Source organism: Sphingobacterium sp. UBA6320, assembly GCF_002440335.1.
In the GTDB taxonomy this organism is placed as follows: domain Bacteria; phylum Bacteroidota; class Bacteroidia; order Sphingobacteriales; family Sphingobacteriaceae; genus Sphingobacterium.
In genome coordinates, this window is sequence record NZ_DJTA01000030.1 from 101,937 (window position 1) to 121,742 (window position 19,806).

Sequence of the window (19,806 nt, forward strand, 5' to 3'; positions counted from 1 at the left end):
CCTTTTTATTAATATTATTTTATCTTTTCCTGCCCTTGTCTTCTCCGCGCTTCTTCATTTTTTAAGTCTATTTGTACTTTTTTAAACAGCACACGCTTAAAATAAATAAAAACCACCAAGAGCGCTATTGAAATACCACATACTAAGATATTTCCGGCTTCGTAAGACTTATAGCCATAGTAGACTGCTCCTACGATCAATAAGTTGATAACGATATTTAAAATAAAATTTTTTGTCATAATATTAACTTCTACCAATTACCTTCTTCCTAAATTTGAAAAAGTAAAATATACCTGCAATTATATTAAAAAATATAATGAATAGTGCCATAAGCATCCGCTCAGTATTTGAAATACGACCAGAAAATATAATCTCCCGTAATGCTAATACGACCCAAATTAAAGAAAGTAATAACGATATACTGAAAAGTATTGGAAAAATTTCGAAATGAAATAATTTTGAGCCCAGTGAAATGCTATAAAAAGCAAGACTAAACAAAAATGCTTGTTTAGTCTGATGCTCGTAGTTTTTCATTAAATATGATTTGTTAATGGTAAACCTATACCGTTATTGATTTCCGGAACGAAAAGCATAACGCAGCTAGATTCATATTAATACACGTCTATCTCAGGATCAATCTCTTCTTTCCATGCAAGAATACCACCTTTTAAGTTTGACAAATTGTCAAAACCTTGTTGTTCCAACATCATTACTGCTTGAGCCGAGCGCTTTCCTGAGCGGCATTGAACAACAACGGGTTTATCTTTAGCAATTTTATCGACTTCAATTAAGATTCCAGATAAAGGAATATTCAATCCTCCCAAATTAGAAACCTCATATTCAAATGTTTCACGGACATCAATTAATTGAAAATCTTCATTATTATCAATTTTTGATTTAAGTTCTTCTACTGTTACTTCTTTCATGATGATTACAATTTATATCAAACTTAGATAAATTGCTTTTTATATGCAACATAATTTTGTCACATATAAAAACAATTTATGTTCTCTCCTCTGCCATTAAAAGCGATTAATTCATATAGAAAATATACTACTTAAGAGAAAAGATAATCCTTAATTCCCAAAATTAACCGCTAAAGAGTAAGGTCTTTTTGCATGACATAATCATCCAAAACATAACCATGATAAGGGATATCAACCGTTTCAGTGATCAAAAAGCCCTGCTTTAAATAAAAATAATAAGCTGGATTATTCCGGTTTACATTAAGTTCTAATCGTTTCAGATCCTTTGATTTGGCCAACTGCGCTACAAAATCCAGCAGCAGCTTTCCATATCCTCTACCCTTAACCTCAGCCAAAAGATAAAGTTTTTCTATTCTCATAATAGCCTGTTCCCTCACTTGAACAGAAACAAATCCTTTCGCTACAGCATCTTCATACAGCACATAAAAATCTTGACCACCAACCATTAAAGCTCGAATCGCTTCAACAGTGTAGTTTTTGTTCAACATAAAATCAATTTGTTCCGTTGTCAAAATTGCCGGATAAGTTTCCCAATAGCTTTTCTTTCCAATTTCACTAATCGATGTCGCTTCTGTTGCTCCAGCGAACTTGATACTTACCGTACTCATAGTTTTTCTGTCAATAAACAAAATTGTGGTGCTGAAAATCTGATACTAAAAAAACCATCGTTGATCGTTTCAAAATGATTTTCTCCTATTCTATTTAATCCGCTTGTTGCCAGATCACACCATGCAGGTTCGATGAAAAGATGATCACCAGAAGGCATCCATTTCTCAAATCCGGACTGAACAAAGATAGTCCTCTTATCATCATGCAACCAGACAAGATCAATCTCTTGGACAAAACTTTCCAATATCTCTTGATCAAACCCCGATCCTAATATATTAACCGCTTTATACCCTTCTGCAATAAGATAGCGCAAAGCGCTGGCGATATAATTTACGTCATAAAGAACAGTCTTGACATGTTCTTGCGGTAGATCAATCGGCACTTGGGTAAATATGACATCCACCTTGTATGCCTGCGAAGTAACCGCTTCGTACGAATTAACATCCGTAACGATCGTTGGCGACCATTCCAAAAGTTGGCCAACAAGTTCTTCATCGATACTATAAAAATCGGTTATAAGTAATGCAGGCTCCTGCCTTTCTCGAACAATATGATGTGACGACATATGTTTTACTGACCTAATCTTCGTAATGTCATATAAGCCATCAGCCCAATGCTCAATTGTAATGCATCCTCATCGATATCAAAAGAAGAAGTATGAACAGCAGACTGGATACCCTTTGCTTTATTTCCAGTACCCAGACGGTAGAAACAAGCATTTACTTCTTGAGAATAGTAGGAGAAATCTTCTGCTGCGGGCCAAAGATCCAAGTCTAAAACATTTTCTTTACCCAGATATTCTTCAGCAAAACCCCGGGCCGCTTTTGTCAGCTCAGGATTGTTGATTAAAAACGGATATCCTTTGCGTACATCAAAATCACAAACAGCCCCCATACTCTCCGCGATACCAGTAGCCATTTTAACCATCTTTTCATGCGCCTCAGCGCGCCAATCTTCATCAAACGTACGGAAGGTGCCTTCTAAATAAACTTCATCAGGAACGATGTTAGTAGCTCCATTAGCGATGATTTTACCAAAGGACAGCACTGTTGGAGTTCTTGGGTCAGCAAAGCGACTGGCTATTTGTTGAAGTGCTGTAATGATATGTGCTGTAATGACAATTGGATCAATATTTTGATGCGGATGCGCTCCATGACCGCCCTTTCCCCTTACTGTCATAAACAGCTCGTCACAAGAAGCCATATACTTACCTTCTCTAAAACCTACTTTTCCGGCTTCAATAAACGGCATCACATGTTGACCCATAATAGCCGTAGGAGCTGGATTTTGCAAGACTCCTTCTTTTATCATCAGAGAAGCACCACCTGGCAGACGTTCCTCTCCCGGTTGGAAAATCAATTTGACGATCCCTCCAAATTCTGCTTTTAAAGCCTGTAATATTTTTGCAACCCCCAGCAACGATGAAGTGTGCACATCATGCCCACAAGCATGCATGACACCGGGATTTTGAGAACCGTAGCTCCTGCCTTCCACCTCTTGAATAGGTAAAGCGTCCATATCAGCACGTAAAGCAATAACTTCATCCGATGCCATGTCGCCTGTCAAATACGCGACAATACCCGTGTCAGCCATTTCTTCAAAGGGAATCCCGATATCATTCAATACAGATTTGACATATGCCGAAGTATTGTACTCTTCAAAAGAAAGTTCAGGGTGTTGATGAAGATGTCTCCTCATTTGAACTGTTTCTTGAAAAAACTGTTGGGCTAAGGCATTAACTTGATCTTTAATACTTGCCATGATCATAAGATTATTGGTAAACAAAAACGTTTTCAGAAAATACGAATACGTTTTTAAATTGTTGGCGAAGCAAATTCATAAAATTATTTGCTTCAGATCGACTCCTAAAGTCTCCTACTTTGACCCTGTAATTGGGTTCGTCGTAATTGATATAGGTATCAATATCTTTGTACATATTTCTAAATCGTGCCTGCTCTGAGAAAGCATTATTACGATCACTGCCTGCGTAAATCTGAACTCTAAAACCGCGCACTGTGGTACGCGTAGCCGCGCTTCGTACAGGTGGTTTGGTTGGAACCGCAACAGGTTTGCTTTCGACAGGATTGATACCCATATTTGCCCGATAATGTTGTAAAATTGTAATCAATGTATCTTTTACAATCACTACATTATCGTTTTTCTGAGCCTTTACTTTTGAAAAAGTACAAGCAACTAAAGCAAAAACAACTATCAATCCTTTCTTAAGCATTCTTTTATTTTTTTAAATACCGCCTAACTATTAGCGCCGTGGCAGTTTTTGTATTTCTTTCCTGAACCACAAGGACAATCATCATTGCGGCCAATTGCATTTTCATTGCGAATAGGCTGTGTAGGTCCCAAGTCACGTGTATCTACATCTTCAGCACTCACCCCTATTGGAGATTCTAATTCTGCTTTTGTAGCTTTCACTTGAACTGGAGGTGCCTGTACCAAACGCTCAGGAACACTTTGCATATTTTGTCCTGGTATCTCACCTTTAAAAATGAAGCTAACAATATCCTTATTCATAGCCGCTAACATCGATTTAAATAAGTTAAAAGCCTCCATTTTATAGATAATGATCGGATCCTTTTGCTCGTAAACAGCATTTTGAACAGATTGTTTTAAGTCATCCATTTCACGTAAATGCTCTTTCCATGCTTCATCAATTAAAGCTAGAACAATCCCCTTTTCAAATGATTTGAAAACTTCTCTCCCTCCAGTTTCAATCGCTTTCTTCAAGTTTGTAGCAACTTGGATGCCACGAAGACCATCAGAGAAAGGAATAACAACATTTTCAACCACATTGCCACGTTCTTCAAACACATTTTGAAGTACAGGCATCGTATGAGCCGCTACGGTGTTTAATTTAGTATGGTAAGCATTAATGATCTGTTCAAACAAACGATCAGTCAACCCTTCAATTTTTAAGTTTGTAAATTCTTCTTCCGAAATCTCCGGATTGACAGCAAACACACGGATCACCTCAATTTGAAAATCTTCATAAGAACCACCCTCTTTGGCATCAACCACGATTTCTTCGACAACATCAAAAATCATGTTATTCAAATCGACATCTAGACGTTCTCCAAATAAAGCATTTTTACGTTTTGTATAGATAACCGTACGCTGTGAGTTCATCACATCATCATACTCCAAAAGTCGTTTACGAATACCAAAGTTGTTTTCTTCAACTTTACGTTGCGCACGTTCGATTGATTTGGTCAGCATGCTATGCTGCATCACTTCACCTTCTTCAACTCCCATCTTAACCATGATGTTAGAGATACGCTCCGAAGCAAATAGACGCATCAAGTTATCTTCCAATGAAACGAAGAATTGCGATGATCCCGGATCCCCTTGACGACCAGCACGACCACGTAACTGACGATCGACACGACGTGACTCGTGACGCTCGGTACCGATGATCGCTAGACCACCAGCAGCTTTAACTTCGTCTGTTAACTTAATATCCGTTCCACGACCAGCCATGTTTGTTGCGATCGTTACTTGACCAGGTTGACCTGCTTCAGCAACAATATCAGCTTCTTTCTGGTGTAGTTTTGCGTTTAAGACATTATGTTTAACCTTACGCAATTGGAGCATACGGCTCAATAACTCAGAGATTTCAACAGATGTTGTACCCACTAAAACGGGTCTACCTGCTTCTGTCAATTTTTGAATTTCTTCTGCAACAGCATTATATTTTTCACGAGCAGTACGGTAAATAAAATCTTGACGGTCATCACGTAAAGCAACGCGGTTGGTCGGAATTTCGACCACGTCCAATTTATATATTTCCCAAAGCTCACCCGCCTCAGTAGAAGCTGTACCCGTCATACCTGCAAGTTTGTGGTACATACGGAAGTAATTTTGTAAAGTAATGGTTGCATAAGTCTGTGTAGCATCTTCTACCTTTACATTCTCTTTTGCTTCAATCGCTTGGTGCAAACCATCTGAGTAACGACGACCATCCATGATACGTCCGGTTTGCTCATCTACAATTTTAACCTTTCCCTCGTCAACGATGTACTCAACATCATTTTCAAATAAAGTATATGCTTTTAATAATTGGTTGATCGAGTGAATACGCTCTGCTTTGATCGAATAATCACGCAATAATTCCTCTTTGCGGTTAGCCTTCTCCTCTAAAGGAATATCAGCTTTTTCAATATCAGCAATTTCAGAACCTACATCCGGTAGGATAAAGAATGAAGGATCTTCTCCAGAAGCCGTGATTAATTCAATCCCTTTTTCTGTTAATTCTACTTGATTGTTTTTCTCATCGATCACAAAAAATAATTCGGCATCCGCCTTAGGCATATTTTTGTTCTGCTCTTGCATGTAGTAGTTCTCTACTTTTTGCAAAATCTGACGATGATTATCTTCACTTAAGTATTTAATCAGGGCTTTATTTTTAGGCAATCCGCGGTAAGCTCTAAATAAGGCCAAGCCACCTTTTTCTGGATCAATATCTCCAGCCTTAACCGCTTTCTTAGCTTCATTCAATACCGTGTTGATATAAGCTTTTTGAGCATTTACCAAACGTTCGATACGTGGTTTTAATTGGTAGAATTCATGCTGATCACCACGAGGAATAGGACCTGAAATAATCAAAGGTGTACGAGCATCATCAATTAACACTGAATCGACCTCATCCACCATCGCAAAATGCAGCTTCCCTTGTACTAATGCTTCAGGAGTCTGCGTCATATTATCACGTAAATAATCGAAACCAAATTCGTTATTGGTACCATAAACGATATCAGAAGCATAAGCTTTACGTCTTTGTGGCGAATTTGGTTGATGTTTATCAATACAATCTACACTTAAACCATGAAACTCGAACAATGGCGCATTCCACTCCGAGTCACGACGTGCTAGATAATCATTGACCGTTACTATATGTACACCATTACCGGCTAACGCATTCAAATAAGTCGGCAAGGTACCGACCAAAGTCTTACCCTCACCAGTAGCCATCTGTGCAATTTTACCTTGGTGCAATACAATACCGCCAATCAACTGCACATCATAATGTACCATGTTCCAGGTTACCTCAGTTCCCGCAGCCAACCACACATTTTTCCATGTCGCCTGATCACCTTGGATCACTACATTTTGTTTTTGTGCAGCGATTTCTCGATCAAAATCGGTTGCTTTAACGACTAATTGTTTATTTTCTGTCAGACGTCTAGATGTTTCTTTTACCACGGCAAATGCTTCAGGTAAAATATCCATCAAAACTTCTTCTAATTTTTTATCACGATCTTTGGATAACTTATCCACGTTTTCATATATCGCAGTTTTCTGAGACATATCCAGGTCATCAGCCTCAGCTTCTGCCTTTAAAGTAGAGATCTCGGTATCAATATCTGCTAAATATCCTTTAATTCTATTTTTGAAATCAGCCGTTTTGCCACGCAATTCATCATCAGTAAGTGACGAAAGCTGCTCGTATTCCGATTTGATTTTTTCTACAATTGGTTGAACTCCCTTAATATCTCGCTCGGATTTACTTCCAAATAATTTACTTAAAAATTTTAACATAATATTCTTTTCTATCTCAATTTATGACTTTCATTCAATAATGACTCCAAACTAAAATTGCAGACAAATTGACACTAATCGGGCAAATTTAGTTATTAGATATCATATCTAACATACGATATCCATATTTTTTACTCTTTTTTATGACAAAAATAAATTCTTGTCCGTTTTCGGGATAAAGCCCATATCCTGAGCCTTATTAAACATGATTTCAATTGCTGAACGTCCCTCTTTTCCAAGCGCTATAGAATACTTATTGACATAAAGATCGATGTGTTTATACATCACTTCAATACTCATCTCCTGCGCATGTGACTTGATAAACTCCAGACCTGATGTAGGGTTAGCAAAAGCGTATTCGACACTTGCTCGCAAAATACGATTCAGTTTTTCCTTAATATCGGCAGGAATACTTCTTTTCACTACAATACCACCCAATGGAATAGGACAATTTGTCGTTTTTTCCCAGTAATCTCCCAAATCAACGACTTTAAAAAGCCCTTTTTCCTGATAGGTGAATCGATTTTCATGAATAATTAAACCCAAATCGATATCGCCAGACAACAAAGCTCCTTCGATCTCTGAAAAAACAAGCTCTTTTTTATTCTTCAGTTCTGGAAAAGCTAAACCTAATAAGAAATTAGCAGTTGTGTACTTGCCGGGATAGCCAACCTTTAATTGTTGCAATGCTGCCGTCAATGGGGTATTCGAAGACAGTTTTTCTTGAAGCTCTCTAGCCAAATGCTCATCGTGAGTGATCAACATCGGTCCAACTCCAAATCCTAATGCACTACCTGCATCCAAAAGCTCATAATCTTCTACCGCATAGGCAAAAGCATGATAGCTCAATTTCGTTATGGCTAAGTCTCCCTTAAAAGCTTTTAGATTTAAGGTTTCGACATCTTCATAAACAACGTCAAATTCTAGTCCTTCTGTATCTATTTTATGATGGATAAGTGCATCAAAAATGAAGGTATCATTAGGACAAGGGGAAAAACCCAATGTCAATTTCATATGGATAATTTATGTGTAAATATATAAAGTATCGTCGCTATACAGGTAGCAACCAATACTCCTTTTGCTAAGGCTTCTTTCTCTCCTTTAAACAAAAAACGTATCGCCAACAAATTGATAAATACCGCAACAGCATATATTAACATTGGTTTTTCGGCTATCGTTTTTTCAAAAAGTGTCGTATAGGTAGAAATTAAATAAGCGATTAAGGGCGCTATAGCTCCCAGTAAAATCCCTATGCCTAAATTGTTTTTCATACTAACTATCGAATGCCCAAGAATTTAATTGAGGGATAACGTGGTGAGCGGTCATATCAAACTGCGTTGGAACTATAGCTACATATCCTTTACTTAAAGCATACGAATCCGTATCCTCGCCCCGATCTTCCAACTCAAATCTACCTGTCATCCAATAATAATCTCGATCTCTAGGATCGACACGCTCATCAAACTCTTCGACATAATGTCCACCTGCCTGACGACAGATTTTAATTCCTTTGGCTTCATCTTTAGGAAAATTGACATTTAATAAAGATCCTTTTGGAAGACCATTTGCCAGTACTTGTTTGGTAATCGAAAGGAGATACGGTCTACAATGTGAAAAATCAGCATCATAGTCAAAATTATCTAAAGAAAATCCAATAGATGGAATTCCTTCAATCGCTCCTTCAACTGCCGCAGACATCGTTCCCGAATATAATACATTGATCGAATGGTTTAATCCATGATTAATACCCGAAACACATACGTCTGGTTTACGTCCTTTAAAAATCTTGTTAACAGCCAATTTAACACAATCTACCGGAGTTCCTGAACATTTATACATCTCCACACCGTCATATAAGTCAATACGATCTAAACGCAAAGGTCGCCCGATTGTAATAGCATGTCCCATGCCCGATTGTGGACTATCAGGAGCGACGACAACCACATGTCCTATTTTTTGCATTTCTTCAATCAAAACTTTAATACCAGGCGCAGTAATGCCATCATCATTCACCACCAAGATGGTTGGTTTTTTCTTTGTCATGACGCTAATTTAGGAAGAAAAAAAGAAAAGCTTTCGTTTTTAAGACAATGCTTTTTCTTTTTATACATTAAAAAGACCTAAGCTCATTTTTTATTAAGGCTAAGTGAAAGAGAGATAGGAAGCATATTAAATATTAAGCCTGATTTTTAACAGATATAAGATAGATTTAATACAGTATTTATAGAGCTTTACCTATACGAACCCTATAGAAACCCTCTATTATCTCTATACTAAAGCTTAATAATATATTGATCTAATCATAACCTGAAAATAATCTTATTCGTATAGTGGCCGAATTAAAAACAGGCAGATTTTTTATGATTAAAATCCCAAAAAAAGCAACGAGTAAATTTCTGTTTTTAAGTAACTTCGTCCATTCATTGTGTTTTCCAATTCAAAATGGTCAATTTTATACTTATCATATTCTGCATATGCGCCGGAATGCTGTTTAAGCATTTCAAACTCATTCCTGAAAATGCTTCTAAAAGCATTAATATTTGGGTATTGTACATCGCCTTGCCTGCAGTATCTTTTAAATATATTCCACAGATCAGTTGGAGCACTCAACTGATCTTTCCGGTGTTATCGCCTATATTAGTGGTTGCAGGAAGTTGGATATTTATGGAATTGTATTGTCGATATAAAGGCTATAGCCAACGTTCTCGGAGTACATTAGAATTATCTTCAGCGTATAGTAATACCTCTTTTATTGGGTTTCCATTGATCATCGCCTATTACGGGGAGCAAAACCTCAGCATTGCCATTATTTGTGACCAGGTCAATTTTATGCTTTTATCTACGGTAGGCATTATCTGTGCCATCAAGGGAGACCGCAGTCATAATGAAGGAATCAAAGTTGGCGCTTTATTAAAAAGGCTTTTTACTTTTCCGCCCTTTATCGCTTGTGTACTTGCGGTTATACTATCACAATATGTCGACTTGGGCATAACCGAACCATTCTTTGATAAAATTGCATCAACAGTTGCTCCCTTAGCCTTGTTCTCTGTTGGCCTGCAGCTCCAGTTTAAGGGAATGAAGCGAGAGATTTCTCAGATCTCCATGACATTATTATATAAGTTGATGCTAGCCCCTGCTTTGGTTCTGCTAGCTGCTGTGGCAATGGGCATAAAAGGTGATATTGCACGTGTCAGTATTATGGAGGCAGCCATGCCCACCTTAATCACAGCAAGTATGGTCGTACAACAATTCAGGTTGAACACCAAACTGATCAACTTGATCATCGGCTTGGGCATTATTCTCAGTCTGTTTACAACTGCCCTCTGGTCTTATATCATTTCTATTTTCATTTAATCTTTTTCCGATATCGATTGCGAAGATTATTGTGGCTTATGATGTTTTAATGTCTTATTTTTAACATATTTCTTAAATACGCTAAAATATGAAAACGAATTATGAGTCACGCTACGCAATTAGCCCAAATGAATGCAAAACACTTGACACCAAGTCTTTAAGAGAGAACTTTTTAATTGAAAATATTTTTGAAGCAGATCAGATCCATTTTACCTATTCACACTATGATCGTTACATGGCAGGAGGTGCCATGCCTGTTGCAGAGAAACTAAAATTGGAAACAATACCTGCTCTACTGAAAGAGCCCTATTTCCTCAGTAGAAGAGAGTTGGGGATCATCAATGTGGGCGCAGCTGGACAAGTTGAAGTCGATGGAACCGTCTACGATCTAGCGAATAAAGAAGCTTTATATATCGGTAAAGGAGTTGAAGAGGTCTATTTTAGTAGCAAGGATGCATCAAATCCAGCAAAATTTTATCTGAATTCAACCCCTGCCCATCATGCTTTTCCGACAAAAAAAGTGACAAAAGAATCGGCAAATAAGATACAACTTGGTTCTCTTGAAACAGCTAACCATAGAACAATCAACCAGATGCTTTTGAATAAGATTGTCGATACCTGTCAGCTGCAAATGGGAATGACAGAGCTTAAGCCTGGATCTGTTTGGAATACGATGCCCGCACATACGCATGACCGTCGTATGGAAGTATATTTCTATTTTGAAGTGCCAGAAGGGCAAGCAGTCGCCCATTTTATGGGGCCAGTAGAGGAGACCCGTCATATCTGGATGAAGAATGAGCAAGCTGTGATCTCCCCGCCTTGGTCTATCCACTCTGGAGCAGGAACGAGTAATTATACCTTCATCTGGGGTATGGCAGGAGAAAATTTAGATTATGATGATATGGACAAATCTGCTATAACCAATTTAAAATAATAAGGTATGAGATCATTACTATCAGCTGTCTGTATACTTGGGAGTGCATCAAGCTTATTTGCTCAAAATACAAGCTCTTTAATTATTCAGAATCCATCAGCTTTCGAAAGAAAAGAAGTCATTAGCATTCCTTTCGAAAATTTTAAAAAGCATTTTGAATTAAAGGATAGCATTTTCTCCATTATTGATCAAGGATCAAAAAAACCGCTTATATACCAATTGGAAAAAAGAGGAAAATCAACACCTCAAAATGTTTTGATTGCTGTATATATTGCTGCTAAAGGAAAAATAGAACTTACCGTTTCGTCAGCTATTCCATCAAAAACAGCAAATAAAGTTTTTGCTCGCTATGTTCCTGAGCGAAAAGATGATTTTGCATGGGAAAACAATGTGGTTGCCTTCAGAGCTTATGGTAAAACATTGGAAGGCACTTCTGAAGATGCACAAGGGTTTGATTATTGGGCTAAACGTACTGAAGAGTTAATTATCGACGAATGGTACAGAACTGGAGACTATCATGCAGACCACGGAAAAGGCCTAGATTACTATTCTGTTGGTCAAACCTTAGGCGTTGGAGACATAGCCATCTATTTTGACAAAGAGATCCACTACACAAAACACTATCGCCAATATGAAATTTTGGACAATGGTCCTATACGGGCTAGCTTCAAATTAATCTATGAGCCTCAAGAAATAAATGGTCAAAAGATAGGGATAGAAAAAGAAATTTCCATCGATGCAGAAAGTCAATTGAGCAAAATCAATGTTCGTGTTCATAATGCGACCGCAGCCACGACACCTATTGTCATTGGTATTGCTAAACGAAAAGAAGCTAATCCAGTTATTGCAATTGATAAAAAAGCAAATTTCTTCGCGTATTGGGAACCAGAACAACATGGAAACATAACCGGAACTGCCTTATTGTTACCCGAGGTTAAGAAAGATTTTATGGACACTCCAAATCAATTTTTATGGAGCGTAACGGCAAAAAACAATCAATCGCTGACCTATTACATGGGTGCCGCATTTAATAAAGCAGGAAAAATTACATCTATGGATGCGTGGAAAAACTATTTAAATCAGGCATCAGAGCAAATTCATAAACCTTTAACCATTAGCTATAAAAAATAATGTCTATACTACAATCATTTGATTTAACAGGTAAAGTTGCCCTGGTTACAGGGTGCAAAAGAGGGATCGGTAAAGCAATGGCTGAAGCATTGGCAGAAGCTGGTGCGGATATTATCGGTGTTTCAGCTTCATTGGAACTTGAGAACTCTGCTATTCAAAAATCGGTGGAATCTCTCGGTAGAAAATTTTACGCATATCAATGTGATTTTTCAAAGCGAAAGGATCTATATGCATTTATTACAAAGGTGAAAGAACAACATCCTGTCATTGATATTTTGGTCAACAATGCGGGCAATATCTTACGTAAACCGGCTGCTGAGCATCCGGATGAATACTGGGATGAGATCATTGAAATCAATCAAAATGCACCATTTATTTTGACGAGAGAAATAGGTAAAGATATGATTTCACGTGGAACAGGAAAAGTTATTTTCACCGCATCCTTACTTTCTTTTCAAGGGGGGATCAATGTGCCGGGATATGCCGCATCAAAAGGTGCAATTGCTTCAATGACAAAAGCTTTTGCCAATGAGTGGGCTTCGCTAGGTGTCAATGTCAATGCTATTGCTCCGGGATATATTGCAACAGACAATACGGAAGCGTTGCGCGATGACCCAGAGAGATCTGCTTCTATTTTAGGTCGTATTCCTGCTGCAAGATGGGGACAGCCCCAAGACTTCAAAGGGCCGATCGTATTTTTAAGTTCTGATGCGTCTAACTACGTGGATGGAACAATTCTAACAGTCGATGGTGGCTGGATGGGTCGATAATCAAAATATGTAGCGAGGCTTTCCGCTGGAAAGCCTCGCTACTTTTTCTTTGCAACTCGAAAACCGAGGTTACTAAAAGAAGCACTGGGGTTGACCGAACCTATATATTGTGAGTTGAAGGAAGCGCAGCTATTTTTACTGCACCACCATGAGCCACCGCGCGCATGCGCTACTTTTCGCCCTTGATCTCGAACTAGCGATCCTTCGCAAAATTCAAAAACATTGCCATATATATCATATAAACCTAAAGGATTTGCTTTGAATGATTTAACAGGTGAGGTATATAGAAAACCATCTGTCGTATCGGCAACTAAATGATTTCTTCCGTGCCATATATTAGCATAATCCATGATGTTATCTAACTCTACACCTTCAAAATATTTGGTTTGCGAGCCCGCTCTTGAAGCTACTTCCCATTCCTCTAATGATGGTAGACGAACTCCTGCCCATTCGCAATAGGCTAATGCATCACGATAGGATATACACGTTACGGGATGATCCATCTTTTCTTCAATGTCCCCCCTGCTTGTTCCATTTGGGAACCGCCAATAAGCCGTACTATCCTGTAGCCATCGAAATTCTGCTAAACCTGGTTCAAAGACCATAGCATTGTGATATCGTTCTGCCAACGTGATATAATTGGTCGAACCCACAAATGCTGCAAATGCCTCATTTGTTAATTCGGTCTCAGCGATTGAAAAAGCAGATAGACTGACAACTCTACGCGGGTTATCTAAACTGAGTGTGTCGCCTAATATATAGGTGCCTGCTCCTATGTCTATAAACCGTTGCTCTTGTGCAAAGGATTGACTGGTGCAAATAACGATTCCGAGCAGTAAAATCCAGACTTTCTTTATCATTTTGAAATCTTCTCTTTATAGTAACGACTTGCACGTTCACATATTAAATCTTCATTTGCTTTGTTATAATTCAGGAAAGAATAATAATTAGCATCAGGACCATATAACTTCTGGTAAGATGTTGATTTCAAAAACTCATCGTACTCTCCTCGTTTCATTAAAAGCATCAATAAGGTTAATGCATCCTTATCTTGAGCGGTGCTTTTGACATAACTAATGATAAAGGGAATCATTTGCCAAGCATTCATCTCTAAGATTGCTTCTTTATAATTTATCCCCATTCGTTTACTACGCACAACCGATTCTTCAATGAGTTTCATCACAGAGTCGCGATTTTCGATCAGAAAATCGGCTTGTCTTTGACTCCAGCTCGCTTCATTAAATCCTGTTTCCAATTGACTGAAAATCCTTTTTTGAATATCGTTCTGGTATTCTGGAATAGCGCAGTTCTGTTGGCTCATCTCAGCATGGATCATGACATAGGTAAACTTTTCTCTTAGACTTAGTGCTTTAAATTGTGCTGCGCTTATAGCTTCTATACCACCGTCCGAACTGCCCAATGGATCTTCTTTAAATGTAATGGTTTCGATCAAATTCTTTACTTTGGCTAACCCATAAGGCGGTATAGTCATTTTAGTGCGCAATTCGTAACCTTTTTCATCTCTAGTATAAGAACTGCCATCAACCTCATTCGATTGAGCAAAGGCGTTCATAAAGCCAAATAATAAGATAAGTAATAGTACGTGAGTTCTCATCGTTTTTTCTTTAAAAATAATCAAAACTGTTGAATTAAATGTTTGTTGAATATATGAATAAACTGTTAGAGGAAAACTGCTTACTGATGGTGGTATCATCGAGCACATATTTCAATTTTTTTATATTTATTATCTTGGCTTGTCACATTTAAAAAAATATCAAAACAAATTACATGATACTACAATCAAAAAACAGAACGATGTCAAACAGCTTTGCCCTACTTTTAGTATGTTCACTTTTTTTATATTCTTGTCAAAACGGGATTAAAGAAAAAATCAAGAATGATGATATCATTGAGTTCCAAAAAGATGATGAGGTGATGAATCACGCGATCGATGAAGCCAATAAGACTTTTAAAAATTTTGATATCGCATTTCAACAGCCTCAGGAAGGATATGAAAGTTTTGCTATTAAAGTCAAATTCGATACTGAAGACGGTGGTGGTGAACACATCTGGATTGGGGATTTAACATCTGATGGAAAATCGTACAGTGGCACTGTTAATAATGAACCTCAATTGACAAAGGCCGTAAAATTTGGAGATCGAGTCACCATAGACCCTAAAACCATTTCTGACTGGATGTATTTGGATAAAGGAGTTTTGCGAGGGGGTTATACGATTCGCGTGATGAAAAATAACTTGTCGGATGATGAAAGGAAAGCTTTTGACCAGGAGGTCGGCTTTATCATTGAAGATTAGTATTTCATAAAAAAGAGCGAAACTGGGTTTCGCTCTTTTTTATGAATATAAGCCTTTTTTCTCGATAAAATCTAAGACTTTGTCTGGAGTATAGAATTTGATATTTTTACCTTCTTTGATCGATTTTCTTAGAAAAGTTGAAGATAGTTCCATCATAGGTGTCTGAGTCATCGTGATCGATGGATGGTCTTTCATGGTATTGCCACTATATCCTGGTCTTGGATAGACGTAGATGTGGTAATCTCTTAAGATGACATCACTGTTCTTCCATTTGGAAAAGGTTTCCAAGTTGTCCTCCCCCATAATCAAAACAAAATCATGTGAAGGATATTTCTCAGCTAGATGCGTCAACGTATCAATGGTATAAGAGGGTTGCGGCAAACCAAACTCGATAGCACTCACTTTTAAATTGTCGGTATCTTCTATCGCTAGATTGACCATCTCCAGCCGATCGTACATATTTCCTAGGCTTTCCTTCTTCTTAAACGGATTTTGTGGAGATACCACAAACCATACCTCGTCCAATTCTGTATAATTAGCCATATAATTAGCAATAATTAAATGACCTACATGCACGGGATTAAAAGATCCGAAGAATAAACCAACCTTAGCCATGACTACTTGTTCAAAAATTCCATCACCAATTTTTCTGCCTCAACAACCGCTACATCCAAGTCATAATTTTTCAATATGACATCAAATTTATCAGCATACGATAATTCTGATTCTGCTTTTGCAAATCGTTCCTGTAATTTTTCTTCAGAATCGGTTCCTCTTCCACGAAGACGTTCTTTTAATACTTCCAGGGATGGAGGTTGCACAAAAATAGATAGGGCCTCATCTGGGAACTTAGAACGTAAGCGTAATCCACCGATCACATCAATATCAAATATAACGTGTTTACCTTTTGCCCAGATGCGTTCTACTTCCGAACGCAGTGTGCCATAAAAGGTACCGGAGTAAACTTCTTCAAATTCGATAAATTCTTGTTTGGCAATTTTATGCAGAAAGTCTTCTTTTGAAATAAAGTAATAATCTTTACCATCTATTTCTTCACCGCGAGGCTCTCGTGTACTTGCTGAAATGGAAAATTCCAACTTATCACTATGTTTACTTAATAAACTTTTTACTATTGTTGTTTTACCTGCGCCCGATGGTGCGGAGAATATAATTAACTTACCTGCCATTCCTATAATACGTTGAGCAATTGCTCTTTAATTTTTTCTAATTCTTCTTTCATTTTTACCACGATCTGCTGAATTCCAGCGTGGTTTGCTTTTGATCCCAAGGTATTGATCTCTCTGCCCATTTCCTGAGATATAAATCCTAATTTCTTACCGTTGGAATCCGATGCGGTCAAAGCTTTTTGAAAATAACGACAGTGTGAACGTAACCGTACTTTCTCTTCTGTGATATCTAATTTATCGATATAATAAATCAACTCCTGCTCAAAACGATTTTTATCTACGTTTTCCTTGCCCACTGTATCCTCTAGATAATGACCGATACGTTCTCTGATTAAAGGAATACGATCCATCTCTACAGATTCGACTTCTGTTAAATAAGTTAATATCAATTCAACACGTTCAGTCAGGTCTTGCGAAAGCACTGCACCTTCGTCTGCTCTGAAAAGGTTGAAGTGATCTACTGCAGCATAAAATGCTTCTAATAATAATTTTGACTCTTCTTCATCAACTTCATTATCATTATTGGCAATTACCTCCGGCATATTAAGGGCTAATTCGAAAAGAGAAACTTGTTTGTCACCCAATTCAAAGGCAATCTGTTGTAGTTGGGTATAATATTTTTTTAGCAAATCTGCATTTATAGTAGATGCTTTTGCTGTTTGATCAGTATATTCAACATTCACATACAGGTTTACCTTACCTCTTTCGATCAGTTTACTACACTCTGTACGTAACGTCAATTCCTTGTCTGAAACTGCTTTGGGTAAGCGAAGATTCAATTCAAGAAATTTAGAATTCAAGGATTTAATCTCGACACTGTACTTAACTTTTCCATTGTCTTTTACAGCGGTGCCGTATCCTGTCATTGATTTTATCATATGCAAAGGTAAGAAACATTCCAATAATGTATAATATCAAGACTATAAATTGATTAATTTACCAATCATGCTTAGCAATAATGACGCATAAATAGCTTTTTTGATTACCTTTCTTACCTACCGTGACATAGCCAATACCAATATCGTATAAAGATGCATTCCACTGATCCATGCCCAATAAGTGTTTTCGATGATGATATCCTGGTGCTTCCTTCCCGATGATGAGTCCCTTGATTCCCTCACTCGCAGTCGGCCAATTCCAAGCAATGGATTCAAAATTATTTGCTTTTTTATTTTTCAGCCAACTTGCATTTAATTCATAACCTGACTTTTGAATGTAATGATTGGGACCGATTCCGTCCGGATTAACATGGTCAAAATAATTTCTTTTGGCCATATCTTCGGCACGATCTTCAGCAACAGCCGCTAGTTTTTTATTCCAATTCAATGGTTTTCTGGTCACCTTATCCAAATTGAATAAACCGAGTTTCTTTTTATAACGTTCGGGATGCAGACGGATATCATTTAGAAGTTCAAATGCTGCTTTAGCCTGTTTTTTTTCAACTCGAACTTGCGCAGATGAACATGTAAACACGAAACTGAGAAAGATAAAAAGTAGATTCTTCATACACATATTTATATAAAGCAGACTCCAAAAATAATAATTGGTTTAGGCCTTTCTTGATTTTTTTGTGTTCAGTACCTGTATAAGCATGGGAAACAGGCTGATAAAAATAATGACAAGTACGACGATCGAAAAATGGTTTTTAAAGAATGAGAGTTGACCAAAGAAATATCCTGCGAATAGAAATAAGGTTACCCAGAGAAAACCTCCAAGCATGTTATAAGTTCCAAATTGACGGTAGGGCATCTTACTTATCCCCGCAACAAATGGGGCAAATGTGCGCACAATGGGTACAAATCGTGCATAGATAATTGTTTTGGAACCGTGCTTTAAATAGAAGGATTGGGTCCGGTCCAAATATTGGGGTTTAAAAATGTTAGATCCAGTTCTGAATACGCGCTGTCCTAAATATTTTCCGATTTCATAATTGACAAAATCACCAAGAACAGCTGCAGATACTAAAACAAACCAAAATAAAAGTAATGATAACCCGCTCTCAGGAATAGCAATGATAGCCCCTAGAGCAAATAAGACAGAGTCTCCCGGCAAAAATGGAGCAACCACTAATCCTGTTTCTGCAAATACAATTAAAAATAAAAGGAGATAAGTCCATCCTTCATACTCATGCACGATCTGCACCAAGTGTCTATCGATATGTAAAATAAAATCAACAATATTGGTCATGATCTCCATACATCGAGTTCTTTTGAATAAACGGCTAGGTATCTACTACAGTATCTTTCTATCCAATAATTTGATCCGTTGCTACTCAGATCATAATTGACTATATAAAAAAAGGAAGCTTTTAAGCTTCCTTTTTCTTTTTAAATTTTTCTTTTACGACTTCAAAGACAATCGGCAATATGGATAATAGAATAATCAATAAGACCACTTTTGAAAAATTATCTCTAATAATCGGTATGTTTCCTAAGAAATAACCCGCTAACGTAATTCCAACTACCCAAAGAACTGCGCCAATAACATTATAGGTTATAAAAGTACCATAATGCATTCTGCCAATACCTCCGACAAATGGTGCTAAAGTTCTTACAATAGGAACAAAGCGCGCAATGACAATTGTCTTGCTTCCATATTTCTCATAGAATGCATGAGTTTTCTGAATCTGCTCGTCCTTAATGACTTGTTTTCCAAAAAGTTTAAACTTGGTCATCTGCATACCAAAACGTTTCCCAATCGAGTAATTAAGCGAATCTCCCGATATCGCAGCTACCAGTAGGATGACGATCATCAACCAAACATTCAATTCGTTGGGCTGAGCAGCAAGCATACCGGATGCAAAAAGTAAGGAATCTCCTGGTAAAAATGGCATTACCACTACTCCTGTTTCGACAAAAATAATCAAAAACAAAATGAGGTAAGTCCAAGTTTTATAATCATTTACAATTTCTAGTAAATGTTTATCAATATGCAGAATAAAATCAATGATATGCGTGATAACTTCCAAA

General features: G+C 37.5%; 23 protein-coding genes. 5 read left to right on the forward strand and 18 right to left on the reverse strand.

Annotation, left to right across the window (positions count from 1 at the left end; all coding sequences use genetic code 11):
* Positions 1-14: 14 nt before the first annotated feature.
* From B3P23_RS19370 to surE, 10 genes are all read right to left on the reverse strand, one after another.
* Positions 15-239 carry a DUF6358 family protein gene (locus B3P23_RS19370; protein WP_293928863.1) on the reverse strand — a complete coding sequence of 75 codons (225 nt, stop codon included), beginning with the start codon at positions 237-239 and terminating at the stop codon, positions 15-17.
* A 372-nt stretch (positions 240-611) separates the two neighbouring features.
* Positions 612-926: a rhodanese-like domain-containing protein gene (locus B3P23_RS19375; RefSeq protein WP_045754215.1), complete on the reverse strand. Its 315-nt coding sequence runs from the start codon at positions 924-926 to the stop codon at positions 612-614.
* A gap of 170 nt (positions 927-1,096) precedes the next feature.
* On the reverse strand, positions 1,097-1,594 hold the full coding sequence (locus B3P23_RS19380; RefSeq protein WP_045754214.1) for a GNAT family N-acetyltransferase: 498 nt from the start codon (positions 1,592-1,594) through the stop codon (positions 1,097-1,099).
* A complete protein-coding gene (locus B3P23_RS19385; RefSeq protein WP_094771823.1) occupies positions 1,591-2,160 on the reverse strand; it encodes a hypothetical protein in 570 nt (189 codons plus the stop codon). The genes B3P23_RS19380 and B3P23_RS19385 overlap by 4 nt, the downstream gene beginning before the upstream one ends.
* 5 nt (positions 2,161-2,165) lie before the next feature.
* Positions 2,166-3,356: a M20 metallopeptidase family protein gene (locus B3P23_RS19390; RefSeq protein WP_293928867.1), complete on the reverse strand. Its 1,191-nt coding sequence runs from the start codon at positions 3,354-3,356 to the stop codon at positions 2,166-2,168.
* 10 nt (positions 3,357-3,366) lie between these two features.
* Complete coding sequence (locus B3P23_RS19395) at positions 3,367-3,825, reverse strand: SPOR domain-containing protein (protein WP_045754211.1); 459 nt, start codon at positions 3,823-3,825, stop codon at positions 3,367-3,369.
* Positions 3,826-3,848: 23 nt separating this feature from the next.
* Positions 3,849-7,145: a preprotein translocase subunit SecA gene (secA, locus tag B3P23_RS19400; protein WP_094771822.1), complete on the reverse strand. Its 3,297-nt coding sequence runs from the start codon at positions 7,143-7,145 to the stop codon at positions 3,849-3,851.
* Positions 7,146-7,286: 141 nt separating this feature from the next.
* Positions 7,287-8,159 carry a menaquinone biosynthesis family protein gene (locus B3P23_RS19405; protein WP_045754209.1) on the reverse strand — a complete coding sequence of 291 codons (873 nt, stop codon included), beginning with the start codon at positions 8,157-8,159 and terminating at the stop codon, positions 7,287-7,289.
* Positions 8,156-8,416, reverse strand: a complete 261-nt coding sequence (locus B3P23_RS19410) for a hypothetical protein (protein ID WP_293928871.1) — start codon at positions 8,414-8,416, stop codon at positions 8,156-8,158. Before B3P23_RS19410 ends, B3P23_RS19405 begins: the two co-directional genes overlap by 4 nt.
* 1 nt (position 8,417) lies before the next feature.
* Complete coding sequence (gene surE / locus B3P23_RS19415; protein ID WP_045754207.1) at positions 8,418-9,188, reverse strand: 5'/3'-nucleotidase SurE; 771 nt, start codon at positions 9,186-9,188, stop codon at positions 8,418-8,420.
* Between the two features lie 399 nt (positions 9,189-9,587).
* Here surE and B3P23_RS19420 point away from each other — a divergent pair, with 399 nt between their 5' ends.
* From B3P23_RS19420 to B3P23_RS19435, 4 genes are all read left to right on the forward strand, one after another.
* The gene (locus B3P23_RS19420; protein WP_262917511.1) at positions 9,588-10,499 is read left to right on the forward strand and encodes an AEC family transporter; all 912 of its coding nucleotides are present in this window, start codon (positions 9,588-9,590) and stop codon (positions 10,497-10,499) included.
* 88 nt (positions 10,500-10,587) lie between these two features.
* A complete protein-coding gene (kduI, locus tag B3P23_RS19425) occupies positions 10,588-11,433 on the forward strand; it encodes a 5-dehydro-4-deoxy-D-glucuronate isomerase (RefSeq protein ID WP_293928876.1) in 846 nt (281 codons plus the stop codon).
* A gap of 6 nt (positions 11,434-11,439) precedes the next feature.
* Positions 11,440-12,564, forward strand: a complete 1,125-nt coding sequence (locus B3P23_RS19430; RefSeq protein ID WP_045754204.1) for a DUF4861 family protein — start codon at positions 11,440-11,442, stop codon at positions 12,562-12,564.
* On the forward strand, positions 12,564-13,334 hold the full coding sequence (locus tag B3P23_RS19435) for an SDR family NAD(P)-dependent oxidoreductase (RefSeq protein WP_293928878.1): 771 nt from the start codon (positions 12,564-12,566) through the stop codon (positions 13,332-13,334). Before B3P23_RS19430 ends, B3P23_RS19435 begins: the two co-directional genes overlap by 1 nt.
* Positions 13,335-13,372: 38 nt before the next feature.
* Here the strand turns inward: B3P23_RS19435 and B3P23_RS19440 are convergent, their stop codons facing one another.
* Together B3P23_RS19440 and B3P23_RS19445 are read right to left on the reverse strand one after the other, a co-directional pair.
* On the reverse strand, positions 13,373-14,194 hold the full coding sequence (locus B3P23_RS19440; protein WP_293928880.1) for a formylglycine-generating enzyme family protein: 822 nt from the start codon (positions 14,192-14,194) through the stop codon (positions 13,373-13,375).
* Positions 14,191-14,949, reverse strand: a complete 759-nt coding sequence (locus B3P23_RS19445; RefSeq protein WP_293928882.1) for a hypothetical protein — start codon at positions 14,947-14,949, stop codon at positions 14,191-14,193. Before B3P23_RS19445 ends, B3P23_RS19440 begins: the two co-directional genes overlap by 4 nt.
* 200 nt (positions 14,950-15,149) lie before the next feature.
* Here B3P23_RS19445 and B3P23_RS19450 point away from each other — a divergent pair, with 200 nt between their 5' ends.
* Positions 15,150-15,650 carry a DUF2314 domain-containing protein gene (locus tag B3P23_RS19450; RefSeq protein WP_248755113.1) on the forward strand — a complete coding sequence of 167 codons (501 nt, stop codon included), beginning with the start codon at positions 15,150-15,152 and terminating at the stop codon, positions 15,648-15,650.
* Between the two features lie 39 nt (positions 15,651-15,689).
* Here the strand turns inward: B3P23_RS19450 and nadD are convergent, their stop codons facing one another.
* From nadD to B3P23_RS19480, 6 genes are all read right to left on the reverse strand, one after another.
* A complete protein-coding gene (nadD, locus tag B3P23_RS19455; RefSeq protein ID WP_045754201.1) occupies positions 15,690-16,265 on the reverse strand; it encodes a nicotinate (nicotinamide) nucleotide adenylyltransferase in 576 nt (191 codons plus the stop codon).
* A 2-nt stretch (positions 16,266-16,267) separates the two neighbouring features.
* Complete coding sequence (gene gmk / locus B3P23_RS19460) at positions 16,268-16,837, reverse strand: guanylate kinase (protein WP_045754200.1); 570 nt, start codon at positions 16,835-16,837, stop codon at positions 16,268-16,270.
* 2 nt (positions 16,838-16,839) lie between these two features.
* Positions 16,840-17,715 carry a YicC/YloC family endoribonuclease gene (locus B3P23_RS19465; RefSeq protein WP_084405343.1) on the reverse strand — a complete coding sequence of 292 codons (876 nt, stop codon included), beginning with the start codon at positions 17,713-17,715 and terminating at the stop codon, positions 16,840-16,842.
* Between the two features lie 58 nt (positions 17,716-17,773).
* Positions 17,774-18,343, reverse strand: coding sequence for a CAP domain-containing protein (locus B3P23_RS19470; RefSeq protein WP_084405342.1), 570 nt, complete (start codon positions 18,341-18,343; stop codon positions 17,774-17,776).
* 42 nt (positions 18,344-18,385) lie between these two features.
* Entirely contained in the window at positions 18,386-19,033 is a 648-nt protein-coding gene (locus tag B3P23_RS19475; protein WP_045754197.1) for a DedA family protein, read from the reverse strand.
* 112 nt (positions 19,034-19,145) lie between these two features.
* The gene (locus B3P23_RS19480; RefSeq protein WP_045754196.1) at positions 19,146-19,805 is read right to left on the reverse strand and encodes a DedA family protein; all 660 of its coding nucleotides are present in this window, start codon (positions 19,803-19,805) and stop codon (positions 19,146-19,148) included.
* Between the last annotated feature and the right edge of the window lies 1 nt (position 19,806).

Bases quoted from the DNA above. Each gene is read 5' to 3' on its own strand.
- B3P23_RS19395 (WP_045754211.1), bottom strand. From the start codon at position 3,825: ATGCTTAAGAAAGGATTGATAGTTGTTTTTGCTTTAGTTGCTTGTACT.
- B3P23_RS19475 (WP_045754197.1), bottom strand. From the start codon at position 19,033: ATGGAGATCATGACCAATATTGTTGATTTTATTTTACATATCGATAGA.
- B3P23_RS19465 (WP_084405343.1), bottom strand. From the start codon at position 17,715: ATGATAAAATCAATGACAGGATACGGCACCGCTGTAAAAGACAATGGA.
- kduI (WP_293928876.1), top strand. From the start codon at position 10,588: ATGAAAACGAATTATGAGTCACGCTACGCAATTAGCCCAAATGAATGC.
- secA (WP_094771822.1), bottom strand. From the start codon at position 7,145: ATGTTAAAATTTTTAAGTAAATTATTTGGAAGTAAATCCGAGCGAGAT.
- B3P23_RS19390 (WP_293928867.1), bottom strand. From the start codon at position 3,356: ATGGCAAGTATTAAAGATCAAGTTAATGCCTTAGCCCAACAGTTTTTT.
- nadD (WP_045754201.1), bottom strand. From the start codon at position 16,265: ATGGCTAAGGTTGGTTTATTCTTCGGATCTTTTAATCCCGTGCATGTA.
- B3P23_RS19445 (WP_293928882.1), bottom strand. From the start codon at position 14,949: ATGAGAACTCACGTACTATTACTTATCTTATTATTTGGCTTTATGAAC.
- B3P23_RS19375 (WP_045754215.1), bottom strand. From the start codon at position 926: ATGAAAGAAGTAACAGTAGAAGAACTTAAATCAAAAATTGATAATAAT.
- B3P23_RS19450 (WP_248755113.1), top strand. From the start codon at position 15,150: ATGTCAAACAGCTTTGCCCTACTTTTAGTATGTTCACTTTTTTTATAT.
- B3P23_RS19435 (WP_293928878.1), top strand. From the start codon at position 12,564: ATGTCTATACTACAATCATTTGATTTAACAGGTAAAGTTGCCCTGGTT.
- B3P23_RS19410 (WP_293928871.1), bottom strand. From the start codon at position 8,416: ATGAAAAACAATTTAGGCATAGGGATTTTACTGGGAGCTATAGCGCCC.
- B3P23_RS19385 (WP_094771823.1), bottom strand. From the start codon at position 2,160: ATGTCGTCACATCATATTGTTCGAGAAAGGCAGGAGCCTGCATTACTT.
- B3P23_RS19430 (WP_045754204.1), top strand. From the start codon at position 11,440: ATGAGATCATTACTATCAGCTGTCTGTATACTTGGGAGTGCATCAAGC.
- B3P23_RS19380 (WP_045754214.1), bottom strand. From the start codon at position 1,594: ATGAGTACGGTAAGTATCAAGTTCGCTGGAGCAACAGAAGCGACATCG.
- B3P23_RS19370 (WP_293928863.1), bottom strand. From the start codon at position 239: ATGACAAAAAATTTTATTTTAAATATCGTTATCAACTTATTGATCGTA.
- surE (WP_045754207.1), bottom strand. From the start codon at position 9,188: ATGACAAAGAAAAAACCAACCATCTTGGTGGTGAATGATGATGGCATT.
- gmk (WP_045754200.1), bottom strand. From the start codon at position 16,837: ATGGCAGGTAAGTTAATTATATTCTCCGCACCATCGGGCGCAGGTAAA.
- B3P23_RS19440 (WP_293928880.1), bottom strand. From the start codon at position 14,194: ATGATAAAGAAAGTCTGGATTTTACTGCTCGGAATCGTTATTTGCACC.
- B3P23_RS19470 (WP_084405342.1), bottom strand. From the start codon at position 18,343: ATGAAGAATCTACTTTTTATCTTTCTCAGTTTCGTGTTTACATGTTCA.
- B3P23_RS19405 (WP_045754209.1), bottom strand. From the start codon at position 8,159: ATGAAATTGACATTGGGTTTTTCCCCTTGTCCTAATGATACCTTCATT.
- B3P23_RS19420 (WP_262917511.1), top strand. From the start codon at position 9,588: ATGGTCAATTTTATACTTATCATATTCTGCATATGCGCCGGAATGCTG.